Source organism: Anaerosporobacter faecicola (assembly GCF_012070565.1).
Taxonomy (GTDB): Bacteria; Bacillota; Clostridia; order Lachnospirales; family Lachnospiraceae; genus Anaerosporobacter; species Anaerosporobacter faecicola.
The window spans coordinates 78,469-94,899 of sequence record NZ_JAAQRO010000030.1; the positions used below are offsets into that span (position 1 = coordinate 78,469).

Sequence of the window (16,431 nt, forward strand, 5' to 3'; positions counted from 1 at the left end):
TAATGAAGGTATTAATAACGTTAGATTCCCTAACCAATATATGAAATATGAAATTTGAAATATGAAGAAACAGGAAAACGCCAGGATGAAATGTGTGACGACCTCCAAATGTTAGATTTAGGTTTAAAGCTTGGAGACCGGGCATTTCATCCTGGCATTTTCTGTATAATATAGAAAGTCTTCCGACTTTCCTAATAATAAACCTTTCGGGGGATGCGCACAAACAACCCGTTTTAACATTCTAACAAGTTATTCGGATAATTCTTCCCATTGTTCCATTAACGTTTCTAATCGTTCTTCTAAAGATTTCTTCTCTTGGTTGAGTTCCATTAAGCGAGATACATTGGTATAGATTTCTTCCTGTGTGAGTAGCGTATCAATCTCTTCATTTCTTGTTTCACAGGCAGTGATTTCATCTTCTACTTTCTTTAATTCATTCTGACGCTTCCGTTCTTTTGCTTGTTGCTCTTTTTGCTGTTTCCAATCTAACTTATTGTCGCTTTGATCGGTGGTATTCAGATCTTGGGTAGAAGCAGTAGATACGGAAGACATCGTCATATTGGAATGACCAACTTTTGTGGTTGTTGTATTATCTGCGTGTAAACCGAGATGCATACGTTCTACTTCTGGTTTTTTCTCGAGATAGTAATCGTAATTTCCAATGTAGTTTAGAAGTTGGTTACTTGTTAAGTCAAGAATTCGAGTTGCTGTCCGATTGATAAAGTAACGGTCATGGGATACATACAATACTGTTCCAGAATAACTATTTAAGGCATCTTCTAAAATCTCTTTGGATGCGATATCCAAATGGTTTGTTGGCTCATCGAGGATTAAGAAGTTTGCTTCTGAAAGCATCAATTTGGCAAGAGAAACACGACCACGCTCCCCACCACTAAGTTCTTTGATCCGTTTGAATACATCGTCATTGGTGAATAAGAAAGCAGCAAGAATATTACGGACTTCCGTATTGTTTAAAGTAGGATAGGTATCCTGCAATTCATCAAAGATCGTTTTTTCAGGAGACAATACTTGATGTTCCTGATCATAGTAACCAATCTTAACTTTGGAGCCTAGGCGTAGGTCTCCACCATCTGCGTCTAACAATCCGTTAATGATTTTTAGAATGGTCGTTTTACCAGTTCCATTATTGCCGATGATCGCAACTTTTTCTCCGCGTTTGATATCGAAAGCAAGATCGGAGAAGAGATGTTTTGGACCAAAAGATTTGGTGAGACCAGTTACGGTTAATACATCCTTACCACTAACGGTGTGAGGCTCTAATTGAATGGAGATATGATGCTGTTCCATGATTGGTTTGTCGATTCTCTCAATCTTGTCTAGCATCTTTTCGCGGCTTTCTGCACGCTTAATAGACTTTTCACGGTTAAAGGAACGAAGTTTAGCAATAACTTCTTCTTGGTGTTTGATTTCTTTTTGCTGGTTTAGATAACTCTTTAACTGTGCATCTCTTACAAGTGCCTTCTTTTCAGCAAAAGCAGAGTAATTACCAAGATACATCTGGGACTTGCTGTATTCAATCTCAACTACTTTTGTTACAATCTTATCTAAAAAATATCGGTCATGGGCAACAATCACAACGGCACCACGATAATTAAGTAAGTAATTTTCCAACCATGCGATGGATTCCAAATCCAAATGGTTTGTCGGTTCGTCAAGGAAAATTAGGTCTGGAGAGGTGAGAAGGAGTTTACCAAGAGCAACACGGGTCTTTTGTCCTCCAGATAACTGATCAATGGGTTTGGAAAATTCCTGTTCAGTAAAACCAAGACCTTTTAGGATTCCTGTTACTTCACTTTGATACGCGTACCCATTCTGAATTTCAAATTCATGATTTAGTCTGGCATAAGTGGAGAGCATATTCTCTAATTCATCGCCAGTTGCTTCTTTCATATCCAGTTCCAATTGACGCATTCTTTCATATAAGGAAATAACATCTTTTTTCACATCAAGTAATTCTTCATATATAGAGTGATGGGAAGTGAGAGCCTGATGTTGTGCCAGGTAACCAATGCTGGTTCCCTTGGCAAACGTTACTTCACCAGAATCTGCACTTATTTCACCGATAATTATTTTAAGAAGGGTGGATTTACCAGCTCCATTAACACCAATGATCGCCGCCTTTTCCCCTTCATTTACATGGAAGGAAACATTCGATAATACCTGCTTGTCTACGAATGTTTTATTTATATTATTACATGATAAAATCATGAGTAATTCATCCTTTCTTCGTGAGGATCTAAGCTACACCAAAGGAAAAAGACTGTTCCAGTGGTACTTGAAAATCAACAGTTATTTTATCATACTTGAGTAGTGAATGCTAGATAAAAATAAGAAAAAGGATGCATTCCCTGGACAAAAAGTATATCATATACTTATATAAGTAGTTTGTGTGTCAAAAGCCCATATTAATTTGAGGTCCGTCAATTTGCACAATTTATAGCAACCACCTACTCGAATTAATAGTTTCGATGTGCGAAGTTTGAGGTATTAACGAATAATTAAGGATACAAGGGTTAACAAATCATCAGATAAAGGAGGCAGTAGTATGGGAATAGAGTTTGTAGGTAATTTACGTGATATCAACTATTTGTCTATTATGGTTCGAATGATTTTAGCACTTTTATGTGGGGGTATCATCGGATATGACCGAGAGAAAAAAGGAAGACCTGCTGGTTTTCGAACGCATATCCTGGTGTGCATCGGTTCTACATTAGTAATGATGACAGGGCAATTTATCATAGACATTCAACATATGAGTACAGATCCAGCCAGATTGGGGGCACAGGTAATTAGTGGTATTGGTTTCCTTGGCGCAGGAACAATCTTGATTACTTCAAAACAACATGTGAAAGGCTTAACAACCGCTGCAGGCTTATGGGCATGTGCCTGCATGGGACTTGCGATTGGAATTGGTTTTTATGAAGGAGCGATCCTTGGTTGCATCTTCATTCTGGCTAGTATGAAAGTGTTACAGGGATTTGACGCAATCCTATTATCTAAAGCGGATGTGATCGAACTGTATATCGAACTTACCGGTGTAGAAGGAATTGGTGAAGTACTTGGTTTGCTAAAGGAAAACCATTTATCGATTATTCATTGTGAAACCGTGACAAGTAAAGAATGTAACACTTCCATTGGGTTATTTGTTACTGCATCGAAACTTAAGGACTTACCGACGGAAGAAGTTCTAGATATTATAAAAAACCATGAAATGGTAGCAACAGCTTATCATATCTAAAATTGACAAGTAATTAACGAATCGTTATAATGAATCATAAGGGTTTATGACCGAAACACAGCTTTGAAAGATGATATGGAACTAGTTATAGGCGCATCCGATGATTTTCAGAGTGGATAGTTTGGGTTTATAACATAAGGAGGGTGCATTGTGTACGAGAAAGAAATATCATTAGCGGTTATCAAAAGACTTCCAAGATATTATCGTTACCTAGGTGAGTTGTTGGAAAACGATGTTGTACGTATTTCTTCAAAAGAACTGAGTGAAAAGATGCAAGTAACAGCTTCACAGATAAGACAGGACTTGAATAACTTTGGTGGTTTCGGACAACAGGGCTACGGATATAATGTGGAGTATCTTTTTACGGAAATTGGAAAGATCTTAGGTCTTGATCGGAAGTATCATGTAATTATTATTGGGGCAGGTAATTTGGGTCAGGCATTGGCCAACTATACGGACTTTGAAAGAAGAGGTTTTTTGATCAAGGGAATCTTTGATGTGAATCCTCGCTTAGAAGGAATTTCTATTCGAGGAAATGAGATTCGTATGATGGATACGCTTGAGCAGTTTGTGAAGACAAACAGCGTTCATATAGCAGCATTGACCATACCAAAAGCAAAGGCTCCACAGGTCGCAGCAGATTTAGTAAGCTGGGGTGTAAAAGCAATCTGGAATTTTGCACCTACCGATTTGAATTTACCAAAGAATATAACGGTAGAGAATGTTCATCTTGCAGAGAGTTTAATGCGATTATCATATAACTTGAAAGCTAGAGAAGAGCAAGAGAGCGAGAACAACAAAGACGAGTAGCCTACTTGTAAAGGGGAGAAGCCATGGTGAGGAAAAAGGATAGGAGTAGTCAACTAAAGCAAGCCCTACAAGGGAAAAAATTACCAATCCTGACGTTAGATGAGCGGTGGTATCAATTACTTCCTGAGCATGAAAAACCTGCGCATATCAAGCAATTAGAAACGAATCTGAATAATTTGTTAAAAAAACAAGGTCAAATGATCAACGATATCAAGGATATGAAAAAACTAAAGAAGAAACTGATGAATGAAATCGTTGCGAATATGGAAGCAGATAATTCACCTGCAGGGCGTCTTAGAGCCAAAAAATTAGAAAAGAGTCATCAGTTCATTGAGGAATTAAATGAGAAGATGCAGAACGCAGATGACGTGCTTTTGGATATGCCTTATGAAATCAAAAAAGCGAATGAAGAATTAATGGTGGAGAGTATGAAAGTCTGTTATGCAAAGCTGAAAAAAAATCAGAGAGATATTAGTGAAGCGGAGCAATGGATTAGTAAGACAAGAGAAGCATTGAAACTTCGAATACTGGAAAAACAGGACAAGGAAATAGAAAATAGTTCGCTTTATTCCTATATGCATGATATACTAGGCAATACAGTTATCGATATATTGGATGATAAAGAGTAAGGATGGATCAAATTGATTATTGGAATTGGAGTAGATCTGATTGAAGCAAAACGCGTCGAGAAGGCTTGTGAAAAAGAGCATTTTCTAAAACGATGTTTTACAGAAGCAGAGATTGATCTAATACAGCAGGATAAGAGAAAAGCCGCAGATAATTTCGCAGTGAAAGAAGCAGTATCTAAGATGTTTGGCACGGGGTTTCGTGGATTTTCTTTGACAGAAATCGAAGTCCTTCGGGATGAATTAGGTTGTCCTTATGTTGTCCTGTACGGGAATGCGCTTGCATTAGCAGAGAAACTTGGGATTATGAGAGTCCATGTTTCTATAACGAATACGAGGATCTATTCCAATGCGTATGTAATAGGAGAAGGGAAAGAATCATGAAATATCTAGTGGATGCTGCTAAGATGAAATCCATTGATGAATATACAAGTAATACCATTGGAATTCCAAGCCTTGTTTTAATGGAAAAAGCCGCTATGGCTATTGTGGAAATCATGAAGGAAATGATTACTCCAACAGATCGAATTCTAGCAGTATGTGGAACAGGGAATAATGGTGGTGACGGTATTGCTGCCGTTCGATTACTAATGCAACAGGGATATCAGGCAGATGTATACCTCCTTGGTGAGGAGGAACATGCAACGGAACAAACAAAGCAACAATTACACATTCTACGGAATCTGGGTGGGAATGTGTATGAGGATGTGCAAATTGAAGGATATTCTGTAATAATTGATGCAATCTTTGGAGTTGGTCTAAGTAGACCAATAACAGGAAGATATGAACAGGTAATCCGTATGATCAACGAGCATAGGAATACGGTGTATGCAGTAGACATTCCTTCTGGAATTCATGCAGACCAAGGGAAGATTATGAACGTTGCAGTTAAGGCAGATTATACAGTGACATTTGGTGTGAATAAGATTGGTCTTGTCCTTTATCCAGGAAAAGAATATGCGGGGAATACGGTCGTAGCTGACATTGGTTTCCCTACAAAAGCAATCGAATCTGTAAAACCAAATATATTTACTTACGAAAGAGAAGATATAAAACGTTTACCATGTCGCAAGAACTATTCGAATAAAGGTACCTTTGGTAAGGTATTAATTATAGCAGGCTCTCGCAATATGTCTGGAGCTTGCTATTTATCTGCAAAGGCGGCGTGTCGTAGCGGAGCGGGATTAGTGAAAGTCATGACAGTGGAGGATAATCGCAGTATTATGCAAAGCCTGTTACCAGAAGCAATCTTAGCAACCTATGATCCTGCTGATCTTAAGAATAAGTTAGAAGTCGACCGGATCGTAAAAGAAGTAAAATGGGCATCTGCTATTGTAGTAGGGCCTGGAATAGGAATATCTGCAGCCGCAGATCATTTACTAGACATTGTTTTGAACTACGCAACAGTACCAGTAGTTATCGATGCTGATGCATTGTCTTTGTTAGCTGGTAAAACGCAGTATATACTGAAAGATAGTGAGAAAGAATGTTTTAGTGACATTGATTTACCAGAGAACGTGATCATAACACCACATCTGAAAGAAATGGCAAGGTTATTGGATTGTAGTGTTACGGATATACGAGAGAATTTATTAACAATTGCAAGAAACGCAGTAAAAGGAAAGAGATTTGTTCTAGCCTTAAAAGATGCGAGAACAATTGTATCGGATGGTTCTCGTTGCTATATAAACCAATCTGGAAACAATGGAATGGCTACTGCAGGAGCAGGAGACGTATTAACAGGAATTATCGTAGCTTTACTGGCACAAGGGATGGATCGATATGAGGCAGCCGTTTTGGGTGTGTATATCCATGGATTAGCTGGAGATGAAGCAGTGCGATCAAAAAGCACATATTCATTGATCGCAAGCGATATTATTGAAGCACTTCCATTAGTACTTCATGAGTGACTGAAGAGTAAGGAACAGATATGTTACGTTCTGTAACAATGTAAGGAGGCAGTTTTCATGAATGAATACTACAGAGTAGAGGCTCGGATCAACCTCGATGCAATCTGTAATAATATAGATGAAGTTAGAAGGAATATTGATACCAATACAAAAATCATGGCAGTTATCAAAGCAGATGGATATGGACATGGAGCAGTTGCACTTGCCAAGGCATTGAAAGATCGTGTAGATGCCTATGGTGTTGCAATCATAGAAGAAGGAATCGAATTACGAGAAGCAGGTATGACAAAACCGATACTTGTATTAGGATTTATTCCTTCTCAACAATATGAAAAATTAGTATCCTATAATATTATGCCAACAATCTTTGGCTATGATATGGCAAAGCAGTTATCAGATGTTGCAGTCTCCCTTGGAAAACAGGTGAATGTTCATATAAAAGTAGATACTGGAATGACACGTATTGGATTCAAAGATAACGAGGAAAGTATTCAGATCATTAAGAAAATCAGTGAATTGCCAAATCTACGTATTGATGGATTGTTTACACATTTTGCATGTGCAGATGAAGCAGATAAGGCTTCTGCAAACAAGCAATTGAAACGATATCTTTTGTTTGCAGACAAATTAGAAAAGGAAGGCGTTACGATACCAGTGAAGCATGTATCCAATAGTGCTTCAATTATTGATTTACCAGAAGCAAATCTTGATATGGTGCGAAGTGGAATCTCCACATATGGTATGTACCCATCTGATGAAGTAAATAAGAGAAGGTTATTATTAAAACCTGCCATTACCTTACTGAGCAATGTTGTATTTGTAAAGGAGGTAGAAGCAGGCGTTGGGATCAGTTACAATAGTACTTTTACTACAAGTCGTAATAGTATGATTGCTACGATTCCAGTTGGTTATGGGGATGGGTTTCCAAGACAACTCTCTTCCAAAGGAAGAGTGTTGATTCATGGCAAATCAGCTCCTATTGTTGGTAGAATATGTATGGACCAGTTTATGGTGGATGTTACCGATATTCCTAATGTAAAAGAAGGAGATCAAGTAACATTGATCGGTCAAGATGGAAATGAATCCATTACAGTGGAGGAGGTTGCAGCTTTGGCAGGATCATTCAATTATGAACTTGTTTGTGACATAGGAAAGCGTGTACCGAGAGTATACTATAGAGAAGGAAAGAAAGTTGGTACAGCAGATTATTATCATTGTCTGCAACAAGTTTTAGAGTTGTATTTGTAGTTAAGACGAGTAACAAAGTGAATTTATTTTGAGTTAAAGTAAGGTATGCCCTGCTATTAGGAGAGCATGTTGTTAAGAAATAGTATAATACTAGATAATAACCGTAGAAAAATAGAACACTTTAGGAATACACAGGTCAAAACTGGCAATAATAAAGCTAAAGCCAATAAATGGAGTGTGAATAAAGTGATAATAAAACGCGGTGACATATTTTATGCAGATCTGAGACCGGTAGTCGGTTCAGAACAGGGTGGTGTACGCCCAGTATTAATCATTCAGAATGATACAGGAAATAAACATAGTCCCACAGTAATCTGTGCGGCAATCACATCGAAGATGAATAAAGCAAAGCTTCCAACACATGTGGAGTTAGATGCAGAGAAGTACGGGATTGTTAAGGATTCTGTAATATTGTTAGAACAGATTCGAACAATTGATAAAACAAGATTAAAAGAAAAAGTCTGCCATTTAGACCAAGACGTATTGAAGAAAATTGATAAAGCATTGCTAATTAGTTTCTCTTTGGATACATAGTGTCTATTGCATGTCAGGTGGTATACAGAAAAGGAGACAAGATTTTTCATGGATGACGGGTATCCAATATTAGGTATCGTTATAGTGGTGTTGCTTCTACTAGTAAAAGGAATCATTTCGTTTGGTGCAAGTGCAATCGAACAGATGAATGAAGGAGCAGTTCGAAAAAAAGCAGAGGAGGGGGATCAGAAAGCAAAGACGTTAGTCGGCTTTCTTGATGAACCCAATCGTTATTTGAACGCAATTGAAGTAATTCTAACAATGGCAAGTGTATTGGTGGGATATTTCAGTGCGAAACATTTTCTAGTTGTGGTAAAGAATGTAGCAGGGGCAAAAGAATTTGGGTTGTCTGATTCAGCTACAAGAGTTCTTTGTACGGTTGTTTTTGTGTTGATCATACTATTTGTTAGTATCTTATTTGGCAATGTATTTCCGAAAAAACTTGCCATGAAGGAGTCGGAACAAGCAGCATATGGTGTGGCGAACGTCGTATTGTTCTTTATTCGAATTGTAATGCCATTTGCATTTGTAATCGAGAAAACGACAAATCTGATCTTACGAATCTGTCATATTAAGCCAGAAGATTTAGAGGAAAATGTGACCGAGGAAGAGATTATCTCTATGGTTAATGAAGGACAAGAACAAGGAGTACTTGCTTCCAATGAAGCAGAGATGATATCCAATATTATAGAGTTTGATGAAAAAGAAGTAAAAGATATCATGACCCACAGAAAGAAGATCGTAGCAATCGATAGTAAGCAATCCGTCGAACAAACGTTACGATTTATGCTAGATAAGAGTTATTCCAGATTCCCAATGTATGAAGATGATATTGATAATATAGTTGGTATCCTACATGTGAAAGATGTAACGAGATGTTACATGTCTCCGAAGTTTAAAAATAAACCATTGAAACTTATTGCGAGAAAGCCTTACTTTGTACCAGATACACAGAATATAGATGTCTTATTTAATGATATGCAGTTAAAAAAGATACATATGGCTATTGCAGTAGATGAGTATGGACAAACAGCTGGTTTGGTGGCTATGGAAGATATCCTTGAGGAAATCGTAGGAAATATTCTGGACGAATATGATGTAGAAGAGAAGATGATCATTAAGCAGGGACCCGATCAATATCTGATCAAAGGGCTGACAAGTCTTGATGACATTGAAGATATATTAGGTGTTACAATTGAGGAAGATTTCGAAACATTGAATGGGTTATTAACCTTTTTATTGAATCGAATACCAAATGATGGAGAACATGTGTCTCTTTCTTACCAAGGTTATTTGTTTGATATCTTAGATGTAAAAGATAAGATTATTCGTTATGTTCGAGTTACGAAAGAACTAGAAGTTGATTTAGAAGATATGAATGAAGAACAGGAAGAAATGGTTTAGAGCAGGGCAAAAGCCCAAATATAATTCAATTTGTTTATAAAGCCTGTAAAAACAACAAAAGAACGCTTAAGCTAGCGTTCTTTTGTTGTAGGTGTTACTAGATAGGGCCTAATAACAACTAATCGTATAATAGGGTGGGAGTAGATAGTTGATTTACTATCTGTAAAATAGTATAGTAAAAAAATGTGATAAATCTGTGAAATAAAAGTGAAATAAATATGTTGCCAATGTTCGTATTTGGAGGGAAATAGAGTATTTATGAAAAAAAAAGATAAATTGGAAACAGTAGAAGCAGACGCAGTTGTCATGAAGGAAAGCATGGAAAAGGAACATCTTTCAAGACAAGAGAGACAAGCGCAGTATAAGTTATTAATGGACACCGCACTGCTTGCAGGGCAAATCATGTTGAAAAGTGGAGCAGAAACCTATCGTGTGGAGGATACCATATGCCGAATCCTACAAACATCAGGATTGGAAACGGCGGAAACCTTTGCGACCGTTACGGGATTGTTTGTAACGTTAGCAGATCCTAGCATTGATGCCATCACACAGATTGCTCGTGTCAGTGAGAAACAATCCAATCTAAGTCAAGTATATGATGTAAATGATATCTCACGTAGTCTATGCGGAGGAAAAATAACGGTACAAGAAGCCTATGATCGTTTGCTGGTCATTAAAAAGAAGCAGGAATATCCGTTGCATATGGTTTACATTGGTATTGTCATGACGTCTTCCTTCTTTACTTTATTACTTGGAGGAGGAGTGTTGGCATCTTGTTTATCTGCATTGAATGGGTTATGTATTGTGCTTTGTCGTCATATAACAGGAAAAGTGAAGTTAAATAATTTTATAACAGATATGCTATCCTCTTTTATTATCGCAGTTGGAACTATGTTTTATGCACACATGATACATAATTCTGCGATTGTGGAGATTACCATTGTTGGTTCTATCATGCCATTGGTTCCTGGTGTAGCAATCACCAACGCCATCCGCGATACGTTACAGGGAGATTATCTCTCTGGGGGAAGCCGTGCCATTGAAGCTTTTGTCATTGCAGCATGTATTGCAGTGGGGATTGGAGTAGGGTTGGCATTTTCAACCGTTGTAATTGGAGGTAGCATGTTATGATCTTACAAGTAATTGGTGCTTTCTTAGGTGTGGTAGGTATGTCGATCGTTATCGGTGTCCCTAAAAAACTAATCATATATTCAGGCTTTGTTGGAGCATTTGGCTGGTGGGTCTATCTAATGATGGAAGTTCAGTATCCAAAGTTGATTATTTTACAGGCATTTACTGCTACGATGGTTGTTTCCTTGATCTCTCATATCTGTGCAAGATTACTAAAAGCACCAGGAACAATATTTTTAATTCCAGGGATCATGCCAATGGTACCTGGTGCAGGAATGTATCGGACGGCATACTATGCATTTAAAGGAAACTCAACGGTTGCATCATATCATTTGTCACAAACGGTGCAAATTGCAGGTGCAATCGCTTTGGCAATCTTTATTATGGATTCCATCTTTCGAATTATTCAATTGAAGAAACAATGGAATCGTTAAGAGAGGAGTAGATAATATGATATGGGGAATTATAATTGGTGTAATTGTAGTAGTATTGCTTCTATTAAGTGGAGTTGAGTATGGTTTCTTCCGCTACGCCATCGATCGGTACGGTGTAAAAGAACCAGATGACGAGCACATGTATATGGGAGAGTGGAAGACCTACGAACCAACCCTACGGGCAGGAGTGAAGTGGGTAAAGGATCAAAACCCAGAAGAAGTATCCATCGTTAGCAAGGATGGCTTGCAATTAAAAGGATATTTGTTATTAGCAAAACATGCAAAACGTACCATCTTGTGTGTACATGGTTTTCGAGGAAATGGAATCAAAGACTTTGGTGCCATTGCTTCCTTCTACTACGAACAGGACTGTAATTTGTTGATCATTGACCAGCGAGCACATGGCGCAAGTGAAGGAAAATACATTACATTTGGGATCAAAGAACGTTATGATGTAAGACGATGGATTGATTTCTTGAATGAACGTTTGGGAGAGCAGATGCCTATCGTATTAGATGGTGTATCCATGGGAGCAGCAACGGTTCTTATGGCAAGTGGATTGGACCTTCCTAGCAATGTACAAGGAATTATAGCAGATTGTGGATTTACCTCTCCAAGAGCGATTTACACACATGTTGCTAAAGAGTATTACCATTTGCCAGCATGGCCACTGATTCCTATCTTTGGTCTGCTTTGCCGTTTCGTTGCAGGGTTCTCCATGGATGAGATGAGCACCAAGGAGGCGTTGGCTAAGAATACACGTCCCATTTTGTTCGTACATGGTTCCGTGGATCGTTTTGTACCAACTTATATGAGTCAAGAAAATTATTCCTATTGTAAAGCAGAGAAATACATAGCGATTGTACCAAAGGCTGGTCATGGACTAAGTTATCTAGTTGAGATGGAGGCTTGTCAGGAGAAGATCAAAGCGTTTTTCGATATTCTTTCTGGTACTGCTTAGGAGAAGTCGCCTTACTTTCTTTAAAAAGTTTGATGAAATAGCTTGTTGTGTTGAAACCTACTTGATTGGAAATCTCCGTAATATTCAGATCGGTAGTCATGAGTAGCTTCTCGGCTTCATTCAAACGTATATGATTGAGATAATCATTAAAATTCATATTCATCACATGGTTAAAGACTCTGGAAAAATAACTGGAGCTCATGTTGCATAGAGACGCCATATCTGGCGTCTTTATTTCGTTCATATAATTATCCAGTACATAAGAAAGGGCTGGTTGAAGTCTTCGTAGATAGAGTTCATCTTCCCGAATGTAGCCTGTCTTTGGATTACATTTATGAAAATACCGCAAGATCCATAAGAAGATTCGACCAATATGATTTCGAATGGCTAGTTCATATCCATAGGATTGTTCCTCCATTTCTTTTAAGGTATCCCATAAAAGTTCAGGGATAAAGGTGTCTTGGATTAATTCCTTAGCAATGACCTTAGGTTGACCTGGAGTTTCTAGTAGGAAAGGAAGGGTGTATTTTAACTCCGCATAGTTTTGAAACATGGTATTGTAGATGACTTCTGGCTCAAAACGAAGCACAATATAACTACCACCGTCCTCATCAAGGGCGTTGATTTGGTGTACCTCTTTGGAGTTAATTAGGATTAGATCCCCTTTCGCAAAATAATGGTATTTTCCATTTAGCAATACATGGAAACTGCCCTGTAGTCCATATAGGACTTCAATATAGGAATGATAATGGGCAGGAAAGGAAATTCCTGCTTTATTAACAGAGTGAATGTTACAGATGTAATTGGAAGGAATCCCATTAATGAGTTCTTTTTTCTGTTCTAGATATTCCATATCGACATAAATCGCAACGTAATTGAAATCGCGAATCCTTTCTATATAATTGAAGGTATGACAAAATTTTTATATTTTTTTATAGGAAAATTATATCATATCTGAAAACAAATGACTATAATAAACATAGAATGAGTTGTCTAACAACTTATAGAATGGTTTGTGTATTTTGACACCAAAACCAGATATAGATTTGATAACAGAAAGCAGATGTATAAGAAACAAGATTGAAAAGTCACAATATGATAAAGGAAAGGAGATCGTAGTAAGGGAGAGTATCCAATTATTACGAGAGAGAAGTATGGATCAAAAGTATATTATGGAACATAAGATTGGTGTTCCTTATGAAGGGTTTGCTGAATTTACAAGAAAAGTTGGAGCAGAAGGTATTGTATTACTTAAGAATGATAAGAATGTACTTCCTTTGAAGAACGGGGAGCGTGTATCGGTATTCGGAAGAGCACAGATTGACTATTATCGAACAGGTACTGGTTCAGGCGGATCAGTGAATGTCTTATATACTTGCAACATTGTTGAAGGATTACGAGCAAAAACCAACCTATCTGTAAATGAAGATTTAGTGAACGTGTATGAAGAATGGATTAAAGAGAATCCTTTTGATAATGGTGGTGGAGCATGGGCAGCAGAGCCTCCTTGCCAAAAGGAAATGCCAGTAACCGAAGAATTAGCAAAAGAAGCCGCAGCGCATTCCGATAAGGCAATTGTTGTCATCGGAAGAAATGCAGGAGAAGATAAAGACAACCATTCGGGAGAAGGTAGCTACCTTCTCAAACAAGAAGAAATTGAGAATCTGGAAAACATCACAAAATATTTTGATCAGGTAATCGTTCTATTAAATGTTTCTAATGTTATTAATATGAAATGGGTAGAAGACGAACGGTTGAAAGACAGCATTCAAAGTATCCTATACATATGGGAAGGTGGTATTGAAGGTGGGAATGCAGTAGCAGATGTATTAATGGGCGATGTAACACCATCTGGTAAACTTACCGATACCATTGCCTATGCATTGGAAGATTATCCATCGCATAAAAACTATGGGAATGAAGTATTCAATCTATATGAAGAAGATGTCTATGTGGGATACCGCTATTTTGAAACATTTGCACCAGACCGTGTACAGTATGAATTCGGATATGGTCTGTCCTATACAACATTTGCTATGTCAAAGGTAAGTGGAAAAATAGCAAAAGCAGAGGAAGTAGAGAAATCTGCAAAAGAGAGACGGTTCTGTATGGAAGGGGATTCTTATGTTCAGATTGAAGTGACTGTTAAGAATACAGGAGCAGTCTATTCAGGAAAAGAATCCGTTCAGGTATATGTGGAGGCACCACAAGGTAAGTTAGGACAACCAGTAAGAAAGTTAGTTACCTTTGCAAAGACAAGATGCCTTGCACCGGGAGAAGAACAGGATGTTGTACTTACTTTCCCAATGGCAGAATTAGCTTCCTATGATGACAGCGGTGTTACAGGACACAAATCCTGTATGGTATTAGAAGCAGGAGAATATAGCTTCTATGTAGGAAATAGTGTTCGTGCCTGTGAACAAGTTGCTTTCCAAACGATTCAAGAAGAAATGACCGTTTGCAAAGGAATGGGTTCTCTTCACACAGAAAAGAATGCTGTAACAGTTGTGGATACGGTTGTAGTAGAAGAGTTAGAAGAAGCATTATCCCCAGTAAGAGAATATTCCAGAATGAAACCAGGGAAAAGACTTGCTGATGGAACGTACGAGCTTACGTATGAAACGGTTCCAACAAGAACCTATTCCATGAAAGAGAGAATTGAGAAGAATCTTCCAAAAACATTCGAGCAAACAGGCAATAAAGGAATCATGCTTCAAGATGTGGCATCTGGTAAAGCAACGATGGAAGATTTTATTGCACAATTGACGACAAAGGAATTGGCAGCGATTGTTCGTGGAGAAGGTATGTGTAATATTAAAGTAACGCCAGGAACAGCGGCAGCATTCGGTGGTATTGCGGATACGTTATTCATGTATGGTATTCCTCTTGGCTGTGCATCAGATGGACCTTCTGGTATTCGTATGGAGGGTGGCTATAAAGCGACACAGGTTCCAATTGGTACGTTACTAGCAGCAACATGGAATACGGAATTGATCGAAGAGATGTATGTGCTAGAAGGGAAAGAACTACTTCGAAATGAGATTGATACCTTACTTGGACCAGGTATGAATATCCGTAGACATCCACTAAACGGACGAAACTTTGAGTATTTTTCAGAGGACCCAATCATTACGGGAGCATTTGCTACGGCACAGACGAAGGGAATCTTAGCAGGTGGCTCTACTGCTACATTAAAACATTTTGCTTGCAATAACCAGGAATACTATCGTGGATTTGTAGATGCTGTTGTATCCGAACGTGCATTGCGTGAAATCTATCTAAAAGGTTTTGAGACAGCTGTTAAGGTTGGTGGAGCAAATTCTATCATGTCAACATATAATCCACTAAATGGATATTGGAATGCTTCCAATTATGATTTGAATACAACGGTTCTTCGAAACCAATGGGGATACCGAGGCATCGTTATGACAGACTGGTGGGCAAAGATGAATGATCCAATCGAGGGAGGAGATGCAGATTCTTCGAATACCGCAGGAATGGTTCGTGCCCAGAATGACCTGTACATGGTAGTGAGCAATGATGGAGCAGAGATCAATGCCAGTGGAGATAATACAGAAGAAGCAGTGAAAGAGGGACGTTTGACGATTGGAGAATTGCAGCGATGCGCTATGAATATCTGTGATTACTTAATGCGAGCACCTGTATTTGGTAGAAAGCAAGAGTTCAACATGGAAATCCCAACATTCGAACCTCTGAAGGAAAGCGTGCAGGCAGTAGAGGTAAGCCAGAATGCAATTGTTCCAATTAAGAAAAATGGAAAAGCGTATATTACGGTGAAAGCAGGAACGTATGTATTAGTTGGTAAAGTACGAAACAACAATGGTAGAGTGGCACAATCCGCTTGTAAGTTGTTACTCAATGGTGAGACTGTCCTTGTCTTACAAGTAAATGGAACGGACAATCTCTGGAGTATTATTCGCATGACTCGTGTGAACCTAAAAGATGGACAATACGAAGTGTCTATGGAAGGAATGAAAGACGATCTAGATATCGAACACATTGAGTTTCGATTGGCGGAATAAGATAAACTTCGCACTTGTAATGAACGAGTAGGTGGTTGCAACTTTCGTGTGCGAAGTTTGAAGGATAGCTT

General features: G+C 38.2%; 14 protein-coding genes. 12 read left to right on the forward strand and 2 right to left on the reverse strand.

Translation table 11 applies throughout. The annotated features are described in order from the left end of the window. Window positions 1-249 precede the first annotated feature (249 nt). A complete protein-coding gene (gene abc-f / locus HBB17_RS12860) occupies window positions 250-2,229 on the reverse strand; it encodes a ribosomal protection-like ABC-F family protein (RefSeq protein WP_167957903.1) in 1,980 nt (659 codons plus the stop codon). A gap of 337 nt (window positions 2,230-2,566) precedes the next feature. On the opposite strand from abc-f, the gene HBB17_RS12865 reads away from it, so the two are divergent. The 11 genes from HBB17_RS12865 to HBB17_RS12915 all read left to right on the forward strand — a co-directional run bounded on the left by HBB17_RS12865 (window position 2,567) and on the right by HBB17_RS12915 (window position 12,317). Beyond that, the gene (locus tag HBB17_RS12865) at window positions 2,567-3,259 is read left to right on the forward strand and encodes an MgtC/SapB family protein (RefSeq protein WP_167957904.1); all 693 of its coding nucleotides are present in this window, start codon (window positions 2,567-2,569) and stop codon (window positions 3,257-3,259) included. A gap of 150 nt (window positions 3,260-3,409) precedes the next feature. Continuing rightward, window positions 3,410-4,069, forward strand: a complete 660-nt coding sequence (locus tag HBB17_RS12870; RefSeq protein WP_167957905.1) for a redox-sensing transcriptional repressor Rex — start codon at window positions 3,410-3,412, stop codon at window positions 4,067-4,069. Window positions 4,070-4,092: 23 nt separating this feature from the next. After that, window positions 4,093-4,698 (forward strand): hypothetical protein, encoded by a 606-nt coding sequence (locus HBB17_RS12875; RefSeq protein ID WP_167957906.1) that lies wholly within the window; start codon window positions 4,093-4,095, stop codon window positions 4,696-4,698. 12 nt (window positions 4,699-4,710) lie between these two features. After that, on the forward strand, window positions 4,711-5,079 hold the full coding sequence (acpS, locus tag HBB17_RS12880) for a holo-ACP synthase (RefSeq protein ID WP_167957907.1): 369 nt from the start codon (window positions 4,711-4,713) through the stop codon (window positions 5,077-5,079). Then, the gene (locus tag HBB17_RS12885) at window positions 5,076-6,605 is read left to right on the forward strand and encodes an NAD(P)H-hydrate dehydratase (RefSeq protein ID WP_167957908.1); all 1,530 of its coding nucleotides are present in this window, start codon (window positions 5,076-5,078) and stop codon (window positions 6,603-6,605) included. Before acpS ends, HBB17_RS12885 begins: the two co-directional genes overlap by 4 nt. A 57-nt stretch (window positions 6,606-6,662) precedes the next feature. Further along, window positions 6,663-7,853, forward strand: a complete 1,191-nt coding sequence (alr, locus tag HBB17_RS12890; RefSeq protein WP_167957909.1) for an alanine racemase — start codon at window positions 6,663-6,665, stop codon at window positions 7,851-7,853. A gap of 186 nt (window positions 7,854-8,039) precedes the next feature. After that, window positions 8,040-8,387 (forward strand): type II toxin-antitoxin system PemK/MazF family toxin, encoded by a 348-nt coding sequence (locus HBB17_RS12895; RefSeq protein WP_073291039.1) that lies wholly within the window; start codon window positions 8,040-8,042, stop codon window positions 8,385-8,387. Window positions 8,388-8,435: 48 nt separating this feature from the next. Then, the gene (locus HBB17_RS12900; protein ID WP_167957910.1) at window positions 8,436-9,791 is read left to right on the forward strand and encodes a hemolysin family protein; all 1,356 of its coding nucleotides are present in this window, start codon (window positions 8,436-8,438) and stop codon (window positions 9,789-9,791) included. A gap of 258 nt (window positions 9,792-10,049) precedes the next feature. Continuing rightward, window positions 10,050-10,922, forward strand: coding sequence for a threonine/serine exporter family protein (locus HBB17_RS12905; protein WP_207717350.1), 873 nt, complete (start codon window positions 10,050-10,052; stop codon window positions 10,920-10,922). After that, complete coding sequence (locus HBB17_RS12910; protein WP_167957911.1) at window positions 10,919-11,356, forward strand: threonine/serine exporter family protein; 438 nt, start codon at window positions 10,919-10,921, stop codon at window positions 11,354-11,356. The genes HBB17_RS12905 and HBB17_RS12910 overlap by 4 nt, the downstream gene beginning before the upstream one ends. 16 nt (window positions 11,357-11,372) lie before the next feature. Continuing rightward, window positions 11,373-12,317, forward strand: a complete 945-nt coding sequence (locus tag HBB17_RS12915) for an alpha/beta hydrolase (RefSeq protein ID WP_167957912.1) — start codon at window positions 11,373-11,375, stop codon at window positions 12,315-12,317. Here the strand turns inward: HBB17_RS12915 and HBB17_RS20655 are convergent. Further along, the gene (locus HBB17_RS20655; protein ID WP_167957913.1) at window positions 12,280-13,170 is read right to left on the reverse strand and encodes an AraC family transcriptional regulator; all 891 of its coding nucleotides are present in this window, start codon (window positions 13,168-13,170) and stop codon (window positions 12,280-12,282) included. The two genes, HBB17_RS12915 and HBB17_RS20655, sit on opposite strands and share 38 nt — an antisense overlap. A 301-nt stretch (window positions 13,171-13,471) precedes the next feature. Here HBB17_RS20655 and HBB17_RS12925 point away from each other — a divergent pair, with 301 nt between their 5' ends. After that, window positions 13,472-16,360 (forward strand): glycoside hydrolase family 3 protein, encoded by a 2,889-nt coding sequence (locus HBB17_RS12925; RefSeq protein WP_238483746.1) that lies wholly within the window; start codon window positions 13,472-13,474, stop codon window positions 16,358-16,360. The last annotated feature ends 71 nt before the right edge of the window (window positions 16,361-16,431 follow it).